Origin of the sequence: Enterobacter sp. MGH119, assembly GCF_001037675.1 — a bacterium.
Taxonomy (GTDB): Bacteria; Pseudomonadota; Gammaproteobacteria; order Enterobacterales; family Enterobacteriaceae; genus Enterobacter; species Enterobacter hormaechei_C.
In genome coordinates this window covers 454,457-469,172 of the sequence record NZ_KQ089930.1, presented here as the reverse complement: position 1 = coordinate 469,172, position 14,716 = coordinate 454,457, and the positions used below count along the sequence as shown (strand labels likewise).

16 protein-coding genes are annotated in these 14,716 nt (G+C 56.9%); 9 read left to right on the top strand and 7 right to left on the bottom strand.

Going from position 1 to position 14,716, the window contains the following annotated elements; translation table 11 throughout:
* Positions 1 to 120: 120 nt before the first annotated feature.
* Genes nudF through parE form a run of 5 tightly spaced genes read left to right on the top strand, consistent with a single transcriptional unit; the run spans position 121 to position 4,529 of the window.
* Positions 121 to 753, top strand: a complete 633-nt coding sequence (gene nudF / locus SK53_RS13620) for an ADP-ribose diphosphatase (protein WP_003862517.1) — start codon at positions 121 to 123, stop codon at positions 751 to 753.
* Positions 750 to 1,172, top strand: coding sequence for a DUF1249 family protein (locus SK53_RS13615; protein ID WP_003862516.1), 423 nt, complete (start codon positions 750 to 752; stop codon positions 1,170 to 1,172). Before nudF ends, SK53_RS13615 begins: the two co-directional genes overlap by 4 nt.
* A gap of 27 nt (positions 1,173 to 1,199) precedes the next feature.
* Positions 1,200 to 2,027, top strand: a complete 828-nt coding sequence (cpdA, locus tag SK53_RS13610) for a 3',5'-cyclic-AMP phosphodiesterase (RefSeq protein ID WP_023314864.1) — start codon at positions 1,200 to 1,202, stop codon at positions 2,025 to 2,027.
* Positions 2,027 to 2,608 carry an esterase YqiA gene (yqiA, locus tag SK53_RS13605; RefSeq protein ID WP_023314863.1) on the top strand — a complete coding sequence of 194 codons (582 nt, stop codon included), beginning with the start codon at positions 2,027 to 2,029 and terminating at the stop codon, positions 2,606 to 2,608. The genes cpdA and yqiA overlap by 1 nt, the downstream gene beginning before the upstream one ends.
* Positions 2,609 to 2,636: 28 nt before the next feature.
* Positions 2,637 to 4,529 carry a DNA topoisomerase IV subunit B gene (parE, locus tag SK53_RS13600; protein WP_003862513.1) on the top strand — a complete coding sequence of 631 codons (1,893 nt, stop codon included), beginning with the start codon at positions 2,637 to 2,639 and terminating at the stop codon, positions 4,527 to 4,529.
* A 101-nt stretch (positions 4,530 to 4,630) separates the two neighbouring features.
* Here parE and SK53_RS13595 read toward each other — a convergent pair whose 3' ends face one another.
* Positions 4,631 to 5,467, bottom strand: coding sequence for an AraC family transcriptional regulator (locus SK53_RS13595; protein ID WP_048209616.1), 837 nt, complete (start codon positions 5,465 to 5,467; stop codon positions 4,631 to 4,633).
* A 166-nt stretch (positions 5,468 to 5,633) separates the two neighbouring features.
* On the opposite strand from SK53_RS13595, the gene SK53_RS13590 reads away from it, so the two are divergent.
* The 3 genes from SK53_RS13590 to SK53_RS13580 are packed head-to-tail and all read left to right on the top strand — an operon-like array spanning position 5,634 to position 9,961.
* On the top strand, positions 5,634 to 7,448 hold the full coding sequence (locus tag SK53_RS13590) for a DUF2264 domain-containing protein (RefSeq protein WP_048209615.1): 1,815 nt from the start codon (positions 5,634 to 5,636) through the stop codon (positions 7,446 to 7,448).
* Between the two features lie 31 nt (positions 7,449 to 7,479).
* The gene (locus SK53_RS13585; RefSeq protein ID WP_045345594.1) at positions 7,480 to 8,745 is read left to right on the top strand and encodes an oligosaccharide MFS transporter; all 1,266 of its coding nucleotides are present in this window, start codon (positions 7,480 to 7,482) and stop codon (positions 8,743 to 8,745) included.
* Between the two features lie 28 nt (positions 8,746 to 8,773).
* Complete coding sequence (locus SK53_RS13580; protein ID WP_032660336.1) at positions 8,774 to 9,961, top strand: glycoside hydrolase family 88 protein; 1,188 nt, start codon at positions 8,774 to 8,776, stop codon at positions 9,959 to 9,961.
* A gap of 12 nt (positions 9,962 to 9,973) precedes the next feature.
* Here the strand turns inward: SK53_RS13580 and SK53_RS13575 are convergent, their stop codons facing one another.
* The 6 genes from SK53_RS13575 to qseB form a co-directional block, all read right to left on the bottom strand.
* Positions 9,974 to 10,501 (bottom strand): hypothetical protein, encoded by a 528-nt coding sequence (locus SK53_RS13575; RefSeq protein ID WP_032607912.1) that lies wholly within the window; start codon positions 10,499 to 10,501, stop codon positions 9,974 to 9,976.
* A gap of 39 nt (positions 10,502 to 10,540) precedes the next feature.
* Complete coding sequence (gene lysM / locus SK53_RS13570; protein WP_003862507.1) at positions 10,541 to 10,981, bottom strand: peptidoglycan-binding protein LysM; 441 nt, start codon at positions 10,979 to 10,981, stop codon at positions 10,541 to 10,543.
* A 152-nt stretch (positions 10,982 to 11,133) separates the two neighbouring features.
* Entirely contained in the window at positions 11,134 to 11,448 is a 315-nt protein-coding gene (locus SK53_RS13565) for a putative quinol monooxygenase (protein ID WP_003862506.1), read from the bottom strand.
* 30 nt (positions 11,449 to 11,478) lie between these two features.
* Positions 11,479 to 12,060, bottom strand: coding sequence for an NAD(P)H-dependent oxidoreductase (locus SK53_RS13560; protein WP_032607911.1), 582 nt, complete (start codon positions 12,058 to 12,060; stop codon positions 11,479 to 11,481).
* Between the two features lie 103 nt (positions 12,061 to 12,163).
* Positions 12,164 to 13,513, bottom strand: coding sequence for a quorum sensing histidine kinase QseC (qseC, locus tag SK53_RS13555; RefSeq protein ID WP_023323748.1), 1,350 nt, complete (start codon positions 13,511 to 13,513; stop codon positions 12,164 to 12,166).
* A complete protein-coding gene (qseB, locus tag SK53_RS13550) occupies positions 13,510 to 14,169 on the bottom strand; it encodes a quorum sensing response regulator transcription factor QseB (protein ID WP_048209612.1) in 660 nt (219 codons plus the stop codon). Before qseB ends, qseC begins: the two co-directional genes overlap by 4 nt.
* 139 nt (positions 14,170 to 14,308) lie before the next feature.
* Here qseB and SK53_RS13545 point away from each other — a divergent pair, with 139 nt between their 5' ends.
* Positions 14,309 to 14,710 carry a YgiW/YdeI family stress tolerance OB fold protein gene (locus SK53_RS13545; RefSeq protein ID WP_003862501.1) on the top strand — a complete coding sequence of 134 codons (402 nt, stop codon included), beginning with the start codon at positions 14,309 to 14,311 and terminating at the stop codon, positions 14,708 to 14,710.
* Positions 14,711 to 14,716: the final 6 nt, after the last annotated feature.

Genomic DNA, 14,716 nt, shown 5'->3' with positions numbered 1-14,716 from the left:
GGTTGGCGTAACGTGCCATCTGGCGGTAATTTGCTCCAATCTACCATATAGCCATACAAACGGCAGCCAAACAGCCTTGAAATTCACAATTTCATCACCATTGCTACCAGGACTCGACCGATGCAAAAACCAGAAAACGTGCCTGTCACCTTCGCCAAAAACGATGTAGAAATTATTGCACGAGAAACGCTTTATAGCGGTTTTTTTTCAATGGAACTTTACCGTTTCAGGCATCGTCTGTTTAACGGTGAGATGAGCGGTGAAATCAAACGCGAAATTTTTGAGCGCGGGCATGCGGCTGTGTTGCTACCCTATGACCCAGTGCGTGACGAAGTTGTGCTGGTCGAGCAGGTGCGTATTGCGGCTTATGATACCAGCGAAACGCCGTGGTTGCTGGAGATGGTGGCCGGGATGATCGAAGAAGGTGAGTCGGTCGAAGACGTCGCTCGCCGCGAGGCGCTGGAAGAGGCGGGCCTGGTGGTTGGCCGGACGAAGCCGGTGTTGAGCTACCTGGCAAGCCCGGGTGGGACAACGGAACGTTCATCTATTATGGTGGGCGAAGTGGACGCCACGACAGCGGAAGGGATCCATGGTCTGGCAGATGAAAACGAAGATATTCGGGTTCATGTGGTGAGTCGGGAGCTGGCTTACCAGTGGGTAGAAGAGGGGAAAATCGACAACGCAGCGTCTGTCATCGCTCTGCAATGGCTACAGCTGCATTATCAGACATTACGACACGAGTGGAAAAAATGAAGCGTTATACACCTGACTTCCCAGAAATGATGCGCCTGTGCGAAACAAATTTCGCCCAGCTGCGCCGCCTGCTGCCGCGAAACGACGCGCCCGGCGAAACGGTGAGCTATCAGGTGAGCAACGCGCAGTATCGGTTAACGATAACAGAATCAACGCGCTACACTACGCTGGTGGAGATTGAGCAAACGGCGCCGAGCATCAGCTACTGGAGCCTGCCGTCGATGACGGTACGTCTTTATCATGACGCGATGGTCGCTGAAGTGTGTTCAAGCCAGCAGATCTTTCGCTTTAAAGCGCGGTATGATTATCCGAATAAAAAGTTGCATCAACGCGACGAAAAGCATCAAATTAACCAGTTTTTAGCCGACTGGCTAAGATATTGTTTAGCACATGGAGCAATGGCGATTCCGGTTTGTTAGCGTCATAAACCTACCTAAGGACACCATTTGGAAAGCCTGTTGAACCTGACTGTTGCTGGTGGGGCGCCAGTCAGGATATTACAAATCACCGACACCCACCTTTTTGCCGAAAAGCATGAGACGCTTCTGGGCGTGAACACCTGGGAGAGTTATCAGGCGGTTCTTGACGCGATCCATGCTGAAAAGCGGCCATGCGATCTGATCGTCGCGACGGGCGATCTGGCGCAGGATCAATCCTCCGCAGCCTATCAGCATTTTGCTGAAGGGATTGCGAGCTTTAGCGTGCCTTGCGTCTGGCTGCCGGGCAATCACGATTTTCAGCCCGCGATGTACAGTTCGCTTCAGGATGCGGGGATTTCACCGGCAAAATGTGTCTTTGCGGGGGACCAGTGGCAAATTCTGCTCCTCGACAGTCAGGTGTTTGGCGTTCCGCACGGTGAGTTGAGCGACTATCAGCTTGACTGGCTGGAGACAAAACTGGCCGCCGAACCGAATCGCAATACGTTGCTGTTACTGCATCATCACCCGCTGCCGGCGGGCTGTAGCTGGCTCGATCAGCACAGCTTACGCAACTCTGCGGCGCTGGACGGCGTGCTGGCGAAATTCCCGCGCGTAAAAAATTTGCTGTGCGGTCATATTCACCAGGAACAGGATCTCGACTGGAACGGTCGACGTCTGCTCGCGACGCCCTCTACCTGCGTGCAGTTTAAGCCGCACTGCGCCAACTTTACGCTGGATACCATCGCACCGGGCTGGCGCTGGCTGGAGCTGCATGCCGATGGCTCGCTGACCACCGAAGTTTGCCGTCTGGCCGGGGCACAATTCCGCCCGGATACCGCTTCGGAAGGCTATTGATGTCGACGCTTCTCTATCTGCATGGGTTTAACAGCTCACCGCGTTCGGCGAAAGCGACGCAGCTTCGCCAGTGGCTGAGCGCGCATCATCCCCACGTGGAGATGATTATTCCGCAGTTGCCCCCTTATCCGGCGGATGCGGCAGAGATGCTGGAATCGCTAGTGCTGGAACACGGCGGCGAATCGTTTGGCGTTGTCGGGTCGTCGCTCGGCGGCTACTACGCCACCTGGCTGTCGCAGTGCTTTATGTTGCCCGCTGTCGTCGTCAACCCGGCGGTCCGGCCATTTGAGCTGTTAAGGGACTTTCTTGGCGAAAACGAGAACCCCTACACCGGCCAACAATATGTGCTAGAGTCACGCCATATTTACGATCTCAAAGTTATGCAGGTCGACCCGCTTGAAGCGCCCGATCTTATCTGGCTGCTGCAACAGACGGGAGATGAAGTGCTGGATTACCGCCAGGCAGTGGCGTATTACGCATCCTGCCGCCAGACTGTAGAAGAGGGCGGTAACCATGCTTTCACGGGCTTTGAAGATCATTTCACCCAGATTGTCGATTTTCTTGGACTGCACAGCCACTGACAATCAATGCGAATTGCTAGCTTAAATCATGACGCAAACCTATAACGCTGATGCCATTGAGGTACTCACCGGGCTTGAGCCGGTTCGCCGCCGCCCGGGGATGTACACCGATACGACGCGCCCAAACCACCTGGGCCAGGAAGTAATTGATAACAGTGTGGACGAAGCGCTGGCAGGCCATGCCAAACGCGTGGACGTTATCCTGCACGCCGATCAGTCGCTGGAAGTCATCGACGACGGCCGCGGCATGCCGGTAGATATCCACCCGGAAGAGGGTGTTCCCGCCGTTGAGCTGATCCTCTGTCGTCTGCACGCGGGCGGTAAGTTCTCCAACAAAAACTACCAGTTCTCCGGCGGCTTGCACGGCGTGGGGATCTCCGTGGTTAACGCCCTGTCAAAGCGCGTGGAAGTGAACGTCCGTCGCGACGGCCAGGTGTATAACATCGCGTTTGAAAACGGCGAAAAAGTGCAGGATTTGCAGGTCGTCGGGACGTGCGGTAAACGCAACACCGGCACCAGCGTCCACTTCTGGCCTGACGAAAGCTTCTTCGACAGCCCACGCTTTTCTGTTTCCCGCCTGACGCACCTGCTGAAAGCCAAAGCGGTGCTGTGCCCGGGCGTGGAAATCACCTTTAAAGACCACGTTAATAATACCGAACAAACCTGGTGCTACGCCGATGGTCTGAACGACTACCTGTGCGAAGCGGTTAACGGCCTGCCAACCCTGCCGGAAAAACCGTTCGTCGGGAATTTCGAAGGCGATACTGAAGCGGTGGACTGGGCGCTGCTATGGCTGCCGGAAGGCGGCGAGCTGCTGACCGAAAGCTACGTTAACCTGATCCCCACTATGCTCGGCGGGACCCACGTCAACGGCCTGCGTCAGGGGCTGCTGGATGCGATGCGCGAGTTCTGCGAATACCGCAACATTCTGCCGCGCGGCGTGAAGCTGTCGGCGGAAGATATCTGGGATCGCTGCGCCTACGTGCTTTCCGTGAAAATGCAGGATCCGCAGTTTGCCGGTCAGACTAAAGAGCGCCTGTCGTCACGCCAGTGTGCGGCGTTCGTCTCCGGCGTGGTGAAAGATGCCTTTACCCTGTGGCTGAACCAGAACGTTCAGGCCGCGGAAATGCTGGCTGAAATGGCGATCTCCAGTGCCCAGCGTCGTCTGCGCGCGGCGAAGAAAGTGGTGCGTAAAAAGCTGACCAGCGGCCCCGCGCTGCCGGGCAAGCTGGCGGACTGTACCGCGCAGGATCTCAACCGCACCGAGCTGTTCCTGGTGGAAGGAGACTCGGCAGGCGGATCGGCCAAGCAGGCGCGGGATCGTGAATATCAGGCGATCATGCCGCTCAAGGGTAAGATCCTCAACACCTGGGAGGTCTCGTCTGATGAAGTGCTGGCCTCGCAGGAAGTACACGACATCTCGGTTGCGATCGGTATCGATCCGGACAGCGACGATCTGAGCCAGTTGCGCTACGGCAAGATCTGCATTCTCGCGGATGCGGACTCCGATGGCCTGCACATCGCCACGCTGCTCTGTGCGCTGTTTGTGAAGCATTTCCGCGCGCTGGTGAAAAACGGTCACGTCCACGTGGCGCTGCCGCCGCTGTACCGAATCGACCTCGGCAAAGAAGTTTACTATGCACTGACGGAAGAAGAGAAAGCGGGCGTGCTGGAACAGCTTAAGCGCAAGAAGGGCAAACCGAACGTTCAGCGCTTTAAGGGGCTGGGTGAGATGAACCCGATGCAGCTGCGTGAAACCACGCTGGATCCGAATACCCGCCGTCTGGTGCAGCTGACCATCAGCGATGAAGATGAACAGCAAACTAACGCCGTGATGGACATGCTGCTGGCCAAGAAACGTTCTGAAGATCGACGTAACTGGCTACAGGAGAAAGGCGACATGGCGGATATAGAGGCCTGATACACGCTGTCTTTTTGCCGGGTGGCGGCTGCGCCTTACCCGGCCTACTTAACCCGTAGGCCCGTGCAAGCGTAGCGCCGCCGGACAAGAAATGCAGCTCATCACGATGAATGGTTTTTCCGGTACTGCAACGGCGTCTCGCCAATCCCCTTTTTAAACGCGCTGATAAACCACGTCACGTCGGAAAATCCCGCCTGTGCGGCAATGTCACGCACGCTCGAATCAGTGTGGAGTAAACACTCGCACGCCTTACGCAACCTTAGCGTGTTCAGGTAGTCGTGAATTTTTTCGCCTGTTTCCGCATGGAATCTTCGCGATACGTAACTGCGCGATTTACCCAGCTCTGCAGCCAGCGCATCCAGACGAAATTTCTCCTGATAATGCTCGTCGAGCCAGATCATGACCTGGCTGGCGATCCCCTGGCTGTTGCCCGGCTCGCCGTCGCGATCGTCGGGCAGCATCGCGAACAGGCCGATCAGCAGGCTGGCGATGCTCTCGCCGTTCATCGGCGGTTTATAGCAGCTAAACAGATGGTCGATATGGTGGTGACAGTGGGCTAAATCGGCGACCCACGCTTCGCCGCCACGGCGTGACAGCCGCTCCAGGCGCTGCCGGGTCTGGGGAAAATCCCGCAGGATCTTCAGCACCGCGTGCTGGTCGAGATGAATAATGGTGCGGCGGTAAATTGCCTCCGCCTGTTCGTCCACCATGACCTTGTGCAGCGTAAAAGGCGGGAAGAAAAACAGTCGTCCGGGGCGCATGGTGTAGTGACGATTATCGACAATCGCCACGCCAAAGCCCTCTTCCACATAGAGGATCTCCAGACACTGATGCCAGTGATGGTAGCGCACCGTATTGGCAAACAGGCGGCTGAACGAGGCCACGGTATCGTTCAGGGCGATCAGTTCCAGAAGGTCGGTTGTCGGCGTGTCGTGCATAGTGCAATAAAACTCAACTTTTTCCCGTCTGATCGTCTTTATAAACCACCTTTTTAAATTTTCTCAACTGGAGGTTTATTCATCGTTCATGCCTGTGACACGGCTAACATTTCTGCACCTTGCGGATTCACTATGCTTTGCCGCAGTTGATTACGAGGGCGAACCGATGTGGGCGGCAAACAAAGAAAAATCAAATCCGTTGTCTTCACGCCAGGAGGTAGTGGCGTCGTTGAATGCACTTTTACAGGCGCTGGACACGCAATTTCCGGCGAACCGTTCACGATTCCCGCTGGGCGACACCTGCGCCCATTACACAGCAGATATTGCGCAGATGGAGGGACTTTCCCGCGCGCTGTGGGGGCTGTTTCCGCTGATGGCGTCCGGCGAAAGCACGCCGTTCAGCGAGAAGTACCTTACTGCCATTAAGCTTGGTACCGACCCGCAAAGCAGCGGTTACTGGGGAGAAACCGGCCCGTACGATCAGCGTCTGGTGGAGATGGCGGCCTACGGTCTGGGGCTCGCTCTGCTGGGAGATAAACTCACCGCGCACTTTACCGGTCGCGAGGTGATGAACCTGCACGCGTGGCTCAACCAAATCACCGACGCGCAGATGCCGGACAGCAACTGGAACTATTTTGCCATCATGGTTCAGCTAGGCTTTAAGCGCGCCGGCCTGCCGTACGATCAGGCCGCCATTGACCACCGCTTTGCGCTGATGGACGCCTACTACCTCGGCGACGGCTGGTATTCCGACGGTCCCGGCCGCCCGAAAGATTACTACATCTCCATGGCTTTCCATTTCTACGGCCTGATTTACGCCACCCTGAGTGACGACGAGGCGAGGGCGAATGTTCTGCGCGAGCGCTCGCGTCTGTTCGCGGAAGACTTTATCTACTGGTCCGCCGCCGATGGCGCCTCGGTGCCGTTTGGCCGCAGCCTGACCTACCGCTTTGCCATGGTTGCCTTCTGGAGCGCGGTGGCTTTTTCCCAGCTGGACGTCTTCACCCCGGGCATCGTGAAAGGCATTGTGCTGCGGCATCTGCGCTGGTGGCAGCAGCAGTCGATTGTCGATCGCGACGGCATTCTCACCCTGGGGTTTGCGTATCCGAACCTGGCGATGTGCGAGGATTACAACTCCCCCGGTTCACCGTACTGGGCGCTGAAAACCTATCTGATCCTGGCGCTGCCGGAGGCGCATCCGTTCTGGCAGGCCGACGAGCAGCCGCTGCCCGCGCTTGCTGAAAAACATGTGATTCCGCATGCGCAGCAGATCCTGATGCATTCGAAAGATTCGCAGCACGTCGTCATGCTCACCGCTGGTCAGCTGGAGCTGAACAACTACGTCAACACCGAAGCGAAATACACCAAATTTGCCTACTCCAGCCGCTTCGGATTCACCCTTGAGCGCGGGCGTTTTGGCCTGAAGCATGCCGCCTGCGATTCCATGCTGCTGCTGGCGGACGGAGATGACTATTTCCGCGGTCGTCGCGAGTGCGAAGAGGTTCGGGTGGATGAAAATTACATTTTCTCGCGCTGGTCGCCGTGGCGCGACGTGCAGATTGCGACCTGGCAGATCCCGTTCGGGGAGTGGCACCTGCGCCTGCACCGTATCAACAGCACGCGCACTCTGCAAACCGTCGAGGGCGGCTTTGCGGTGATGAAAACCGCCCACCAGGTGCGCGAACGCGGTTGTTATCTGTTGGCTGAAAACGGCAGCAGCGTCATTGTCGATCTTTCGCCGATCATTCAGCGCAAGCCAGACAGCATCGTCACGCCGCCGAACAGCAGCATTATGTTTGCGGAGTGCGCCTCCATTCCGCTGTTAAAAGCTGACCTCCCGCAAGGGGAAAGCTGGCTCTGTTGCGCCGTCCTGGCTGGCGGAAGACAGCCTGCTGCGGCGACGCCGCAGCTGAATATAACCCATAGCCGGGTCGTCATTAGCGAACCCGGAAGCGAACGTAAGCTGTCGTTCACATTATAAAAATCTGGCCCTACACGTCGGCGAGGATGATATGAAAAGCACATCGACAACTAACAGAACTGAATATTACAAAATCAGTAGCTTTATCTTTCTCTATTTCTTTACCTGGTCTGCCAGTATTGGACTGCTGGCGATCTGGCTTGGCCAGAAAGCCAATCTCAGCGGCTCGGTGATTGGAACCGTTTTTGCGGTGAACGGGATATTCTCCGTAATTCTTAAACCGATCTACGGCTATATTCTCGATAAGATCGGCATGAGCAAATACCTGCTCTATTTTGTGGTGATCATGTCGGCCCTGATGGCGCCGTTCTTTATTTACGTATACCAGCCGCTGTTAATGTCTAATACCCTGCTGGGGATTATTATCGGCGCGCTCTATTTAAGCTTTGCCTGGTACGCGGGCGTGGCGGCGTGCGAATCGTATTCCGACCGCTTTAGCCGCTTAAACGGCATGGAGTTCGGGCAGATCCGTATGTGGGGATCGCTCGGCTGGGCGGTGGCGTCATCCTTCTCCGGCCTGCTGTTCAACCTCTCACCGGCGTATAACTTTATTCTCGGCAGCGTGGCGTCGGTGGTGATGCTGATCGTCCTGCTGAGCCTGAAAGTGAACACTAACTCCATTCACGCGGGCGAGGTGCTGACGAAAGAGAAAATCGCCCCGTCAGACGTTTACGCCCTGCTGCGAAACCGCAAATTCTGGGCCTTCTGCCTGTACGTGGCGGGCGTGGCGTGGATGATGTTTATCGCCGAGCAGCAGTTCTCGCGCTATTTCGTCACCTTCTTCGACGATATTCACCAGGGCAACGCGGTATTCGGTTATCTCGGGACCGTGCAGTCGGGCATGGAGTTCGTCATGTATATGGTGATCCCGCTGTTTGTGAACTTTATTGGCGCCAAACGCGGGCTATTAATTGTCGGGCTGGTGGTCGGGGCGCGTCTGATTATTTCCGGCATGTGTGATTCTCACCTGTTAATTTCAGTGCTTAAGCCGCTGTACGGTCTGGAAATTTGTCTCCTGCTGGTGTCGGTATTTAAATATATCGCCGAGCATTTCGACAAGCGCGTCAATGCCACCATGTATTTACTCGGCTATCAGGCGATGCTCTACGTTGGCAACGTGGTGGTCTCTTCCCCTGCCGGCTATATGTATGACCGTATTGGCTTTGAGCACACCTATATCATCATGGGCGCAACGGCGCTGACCTTTACCCTTATTTCTGCTTTTACGTTATCCGCCTGTCAGAGCAAATGGCGCGGGGCTCGTGCGCTGAACGTAGCAGAAACGTCAACACGATAAATTACGCCGTCAAAGAAGGAACCGAAATATGTTAAGTCGTATCAAAGAAGAACGCCTGCCTGTTATCGCTGCGCCCGTTGACTCCCGCGCATTCAGCGATGAACTGAATTCGGCGCGCAGCCACGTTCTGGACCTGATTAGCCGTCATTTAACGGAGTTCGGCGACAAATTCCCGGCGGAAACCTGCCAGAACGGTTTTTATCCGCTGACTGACAACGTGGAGTGGACCACCAGCTTCTGGACCGGGCAGCTGTGGCTGGCGTGGGAGATGAGCGGCGAGGAAAAATTCCGTGCGATGGCGGAAAAACACGTGCGCTCGTTTGGCCTGCGCATCGCCGGGCGCAACGACACCAATACCCACGATTTAGGCTTCCTTTACACGCTCTCCTGCGTAGCCGCGTGGCGGCTGACCGGAAACCGCGAGGCGCGCGGCTTCTCGCTGCTGGCGGCGGAAGCCCTGCTGGAACGCTTCCACGAGAAGGCGAAGATCATCCAGGCGTGGGGCGATCTCTCCGATCCGGAGCAGGCCGGGCGAATGATCATCGACTGCAACATGAACCTGCCGCTGCTCTACTGGGCAACAGAGCAGACGGGCGATCCGCGCTTTGCCGACGCCGCAAAAGCGCACGTCATGCAGGCGGCGACGTATCTCATTCGTGACGATGCCTCCACCTTCCACACCTACTATATGGATGTAGCAACCGGCGCACCGCGCTACGGCAACACCCAGCAGGGCTACGCCGACGACTCCTGCTGGTCGCGCGGGCAGGCTTGGGGCATTTACGGTTTCCTGCTGAGCTATATCTATACCGGCGACGAAACGATGATCGCTCTGTCAAAACGGCTGGCGAACTACTTCCTCAATCGCCTGCCGGAAGACTACGTCTGCCACTGGGATCTGGCGCTGGTGGGCACCGACGCGCTGCGTGACTCTTCCTCGGCGGCGATTGCGGTATGTGGGCTGCTGGAGCTGGTAAAACACCTGCCGGTCACGGATCCGGATCGCGAACGTTACCTCGAATGGGCGAAAGGGATTATGTCCACGCTGACAAAGCACTATCTGATGGGCAAAGAAGAGAAGGGCAACGGGCTGCTTAAGCACTCGGTGTATCACCTGGCGAGCAATAAAGGCGTGGATGAGTGCGCGAGCTGGGGCGATTACTTCTACGTCGAGGCGCTGGTGCGCTTCACCCAGAGCTGGAAGCTGTACTGGTAACGGGCAGCGGTATCACCACCCAAGCACCTCTTTAATGGCGCGCCGGTAGGGCGTATCAAGCTGGGCAGGCACGCGGCAAATATAGTCCCGCGCATGGCTGCGGGTCTGTCCGCTGAGGCCGTCGAGATAAGCGATGGCCTCGTCCACGGCAGGAACCCTGCCTTCCTGCGACGCGCTTCTCGGCGGAAGCCCGGTCCAGATGATCGCTTCAATACCTTTCTCCCTGGCCCATGTTGTCAGGATACCCGTGTCGCGTCCGGTGATTAGCAACGAGCCAATGCCATCGCAGCGATCCTCGGGAATGGCTTCGCGCTCACGCAAAGCGCGGCAGGCCACGCTCAACGTTGTGGCCTCCAGCCATGCCCAAAGCACCGGCACGGCAGGGGCATTCATACAGATGGCGGTCGCCAGTTCACCGCCATCACTGACCCGACAGAACTCGACGGGCAAAGAAGGCCCGTCGGTTTGCCACTCACCGGCTACCGGTAGCGCGCCGCTTTTCCAGATTAACGAGCCCCAGCCAAGACAAGCGATTTTCATGCTGTTCCTCTGCGCGACGTGAACCAATAGCCTCAGACGTTATGCCTTAGGAATACGCAGCGTCTGGCCGGGATAAATTTTATCCGGGCTGGAGAGCATCGGGCGGTTCGCCTCAAAGATCTTGTTGTACTGATTGGCATCGCCGTACACGGTTTTAGAGATGGCGCTCAGGGTATCGCCGGATTTCACCGTATAGTAGGTTGCTTCATCTTTGGCGTCTGTCGCGGTGATATTGTTCTCCACCTCGCTGACGCCCGCGATGTTGCCGACGGCGACCTGGATTTTTTCTTTCTGCTCCTGCGTTAGCCCGTCGCCCGTTACGCTGGCCTTGCCATCGGTGACGTTAACCTGAACTTTATCGGAACCGGGAATGTTGAGTTTCTTGAGGTGCTCGGTGATTTTGTCGCTCTGACCCTTATGATCGGTCAGGTTGTCCCAAAGCTTTTCGCCTGCTTCTTTCACGAAGTTAAAAAGACCCATTCCATCCTCCTGTTAAACATGAAGTCAGAATAAGCATAGCAGTTGAGCGGTAAGGTGATAAAAAAAGCCCGGTGGCGTTAACGCTTACCGGGCCTGCGGGGGAAAGTTGTAGGCCGGGTAAACGTAGTGCCACCCGGCAAATTTCACAGAACTTAAACCCCTTGCTCCAGAATACGGATGTGGGTTTCCAGAACGTCCCCTTTCACCGCGTCGCTCCACGCTTTCATATGCGCGGTCTGCAAATGGGCTTCAAGGTGCGCGACGGTTTCCCACTGCTCCACCATGATGATAGAGTCTGGCGCGGTCGCCTGGAAGCTTGCGCTGGTGGCGGCGTCTACCATCGGCGCGTAGCCGTGGCAGCCTTCTTCTTTCAGTACGGTCGGGATGATCTTCGCGAACTCATCCAGTACTGCCTGGCGGTGATGTTGGCCAGGACGCGTACGGATTTCAGCAATAACGGTAAGCATAATTAACTCCTTCTAATTCCAGGCTACCAGTTAAGCAAAAATTTCCGCGAGATGCTTGCGATATTCTGCGATATAGCGCGGGACGTCCGGCATTTTAATTACGTCGTTGACGATAAAGGTCGGCAGCGGCTCCATACCCAGGAACTGATTCGCCTTGTGGAACGGCAGATACGCGCCGTCTACGCCCACGCCTTCGAAGAACTGATCTTTCTCGGTGAACGCTTCCAGCGGCGCGTTCCAGGTCAGGGAGAGCATATATTTTTTGCCCTGAATCAGACCGCCGGAACCGTATTTTTTAGACGCATCTGAACGGGTACGACCGTCGCTGGCATACAGCGAACCGTGACCTTCGGTAAACACATCGTCCATGTATTTTTTCACGGTCCACGGTGCGCCCATCCACCAGCCCGGCATCTGCCAGATCACCACGTCGGCCCACAGGAAGTTCTGCACTTCGGCCTTCACGTCGTAATCGCTGTCCGCGCGCACGACCTTAACATCATGTCCGGCGTCGCGCAGGAAACCATCCGCGACCTCGGTCAGGGTGTCATTGAGCTGGCCTTTAGAGTGCGCAAATTCTTTCGCGCCGTTGATAATCAGAATGTTGCTCATTATTTGTCCTCGATGATGAGAGTATGCCGGGTATTCTACGCGCGAGGACGGAGCGGAAAAATAAGCAAAATGTGCAAAGTCTTTTGCGCTCAGCGCAATAATCTTACCAGCTGACGGTCACTGCAAAGCCCCCTTCCGGCGCATTGCCCAGCGAGACGCGCATCCCGTGCAACGCCGCGATACGCATGACGATAGACAACCCCAGACCGCTGCCAGTGGCGTCCTGGCCCGGTGGACGATAAAAGCGCTCGCCGAGACGCGTCAGCGCATCGGTTGAAATGCCCGGGCCGTTGTCGCGCACGGTAAAGCTTTGGGTGTTCAGCGTCACGTCCACCACGCTGCCGCGCGGGCTGTAACGAACGGCGTTGTCCAGCAGGTTTCGCGCCAGCAGACTCAGCAGTAGCGGCTGTCCGTGACGCATCACCTCGGGCGCATTAACGTTGAGCCGAACATCAATGCCCGCCTGCTGCGCCGGATGCCAGATATCCAGCACCGCGGATTGCAGCAAATCAGCCATCATCACGGGTTCGACGTCATCAAGATTATCCAGTGAATCCAGGCGCGACAGGGTGAGAAGCTGATCCACCAGCCGGGAGGCGCGGTCGATGCCTGCATGCAATTGCCCCAGCGCTTTAGACTGCGCCCCGGGATCGTCAAGGGAAAGCTGCGCCACGTCGGTTTGCACCTTCAGCGCGGCCAGCGGGCTGCGCAACTCATGGGCGGCATCCGAGGTGAAGCGACGCTCGCGGGCCATCATCTCCTGCGTACGGGCGAAAAGATGGTTAAGCGCATCAAGCAGGGGGCGAACCTCCGTCGGCACGCCGTGGGTGGGCAGCGTATCGGTCGCATCCGGGGAGCGCGAGCGCAGGGTCTGCGCCAGGTTTTTCAGCGGTTTCAGCTCCCGGCTCAGCAGGACAATCAGCAACAGCAGCATCACGGGCAGCGCCACCAGCCACGGCGTCAGCTGCGAGCTGACCACGTCCAGCGCCATATCCTGTCGGTACTCCCACTCCTGGCCAACCACCACGCGGTATTTCCCGTCCGGAGAAGTCAGCCACAGGAAACGCCATTCGTCGTTGTCATCCTGCAACCGACCGTCATCAAACCCGTCCCGGCGGTAGAGGTAAGGTATGTCGCGCCCGTTTTCGCCGTCGTTAAGCACCATGCTGCCGTCGGCGGTGAAGATTGCGAAGGCCAGCGCATCGTCGTCAAGATGGCCGTGTTTGGCTTTTTTCGGCACCTCGCGCATGCGTTCCGGCGCGCGGAGTTCGTCCACGTCCATCGTCAGCAGCCGTTTGGCAAACAGCATCTGCTGGGTATCGAACAGTTTATCGAGCTTGTCGGTCGTCTGGTGCCAGGCCACCACGCTTGCGGCAAACCAGGCCGCCAGGGAAAGCAGCAAAAAGAGGAGCGTCAGGCGCAGCTTCAGGCTCAGGCGTTGGGTCAGTTTCATGCGTCACCCAGGGTATAACCGATGCCGTGCACGGTGCGGATAAAGTCGCTGCCGAGCTTGCGGCGTAAATGATGAACGTGGACTTCGACAGCGTTGCTGGAGACGTCATCATCCCAGTTGTAGAGCTTCTCCTCGATGGCCTTGCGCGGCAGCACGCGGCCCGCGTTGCGCATCAGCAGTTCCAGCAGGGCGAACTCTTTGGGTTTGAGCACCAGCGGTTCGCCCTCCAGCGTGGCGACAAGGCTTGCCGGATCGAGCGTGACCTTGCCGTGACGCAGCTCGCTGCGCGCCTGCCCGTGGCTGCGGCGTACCAGCGCTTCCAGACGGGCCGCCACTTCAATTAGCGCGAACGGCTTACACAGGTAATCATCCGCCCCCAGGCGTAACCCTTCGACGCGCTGATTCAGCGCATCCCGCGCGGTCAGGATCAGCACCGGTTCGCTCTTTCCGCTTTCGCGCCAGGCGCGCAGGATCTCAAGCCCGTCGATCTCCGGCAGCGTTAGATCCAGCACCACGACATCATACGGCGCGGTGTACAGGGCCGCCTGCCCGGTTTTCCCGTCGGTAAACCAGTCCACGTTAAAGCCCATTTTGCTTAAGCCCGCTTTGATGCCGTCGCCAATGAGCTTGTCGTCTTCTACCAGTAAAATGCGCATATTTCCTCCTTGATGCCGTCAGTAAACCTTTTGCAAGCGCCTGCTGTACAGTAAAAATAAATAAATTTTCCCCTTAAGAAGTTGTTAAGGTTTACCCTGTTTAATGGATTGTGAAACGACATTAAAGGGAGAGATAAAGATGAAAAAATTCGCTGCAATTGCTGCCATCATGATGATGACCACGGCCCCTGTCTTTGCTGCACAGGGTGGCTTCTCTGGCCCATCTGCGACACAGAATCAGACGCAAACCCAGCAGGGTGGCTTTGTCGATAACAACGCCAACCTCACCACCGCGGCTAAAGTGAAAGACCTGAAGGACGATGCCTGGGTGAAGCTGCGCGGGAACATTACCGAGCGCCTGTCCGATGACCGTTACACCTTCCGCGATGAAAGCGGCACGGTGGTGGTGGAGATCGACCACAAGCGCTGGAACGGCGTGACGGTGACGCCGCAGGATAAAGTCGAACTCCAGGGTAAAATCGATAAAGACTGGAACGAGTTTGAAATCGACGTGAAGCAGGTTATCAAGCTGAACAAATAACCCGGA

Excerpts from the sequence above, each read along its gene's own strand:
- lysM (WP_003862507.1), bottom strand. The coding sequence starts at position 10,981 with ATGGGTCTTTTTAACTTCGTGAAAGAAGCAGGCGAAAAGCTTTGGGAC.
- SK53_RS13545 (WP_003862501.1), top strand. The coding sequence starts at position 14,309 with ATGAAAAAATTCGCTGCAATTGCTGCCATCATGATGATGACCACGGCC.
- yqiA (WP_023314863.1), top strand. The coding sequence starts at position 2,027 with ATGTCGACGCTTCTCTATCTGCATGGGTTTAACAGCTCACCGCGTTCG.
- nudF (WP_003862517.1), top strand. The coding sequence starts at position 121 with ATGCAAAAACCAGAAAACGTGCCTGTCACCTTCGCCAAAAACGATGTA.
- SK53_RS13565 (WP_003862506.1), bottom strand. The coding sequence starts at position 11,448 with ATGCTTACCGTTATTGCTGAAATCCGTACGCGTCCTGGCCAACATCAC.
- parE (WP_003862513.1), top strand. The coding sequence starts at position 2,637 with ATGACGCAAACCTATAACGCTGATGCCATTGAGGTACTCACCGGGCTT.
- SK53_RS13615 (WP_003862516.1), top strand. The coding sequence starts at position 750 with ATGAAGCGTTATACACCTGACTTCCCAGAAATGATGCGCCTGTGCGAA.
- SK53_RS13590 (WP_048209615.1), top strand. The coding sequence starts at position 5,634 with ATGTGGGCGGCAAACAAAGAAAAATCAAATCCGTTGTCTTCACGCCAG.
- SK53_RS13585 (WP_045345594.1), top strand. The coding sequence starts at position 7,480 with ATGAAAAGCACATCGACAACTAACAGAACTGAATATTACAAAATCAGT.
- qseC (WP_023323748.1), bottom strand. The coding sequence starts at position 13,513 with ATGAAACTGACCCAACGCCTGAGCCTGAAGCTGCGCCTGACGCTCCTC.
- SK53_RS13580 (WP_032660336.1), top strand. The coding sequence starts at position 8,774 with ATGTTAAGTCGTATCAAAGAAGAACGCCTGCCTGTTATCGCTGCGCCC.
- SK53_RS13560 (WP_032607911.1), bottom strand. The coding sequence starts at position 12,060 with ATGAGCAACATTCTGATTATCAACGGCGCGAAAGAATTTGCGCACTCT.
- qseB (WP_048209612.1), bottom strand. The coding sequence starts at position 14,169 with ATGCGCATTTTACTGGTAGAAGACGACAAGCTCATTGGCGACGGCATC.
- SK53_RS13595 (WP_048209616.1), bottom strand. The coding sequence starts at position 5,467 with ATGCACGACACGCCGACAACCGACCTTCTGGAACTGATCGCCCTGAAC.
- SK53_RS13575 (WP_032607912.1), bottom strand. The coding sequence starts at position 10,501 with ATGAAAATCGCTTGTCTTGGCTGGGGCTCGTTAATCTGGAAAAGCGGC.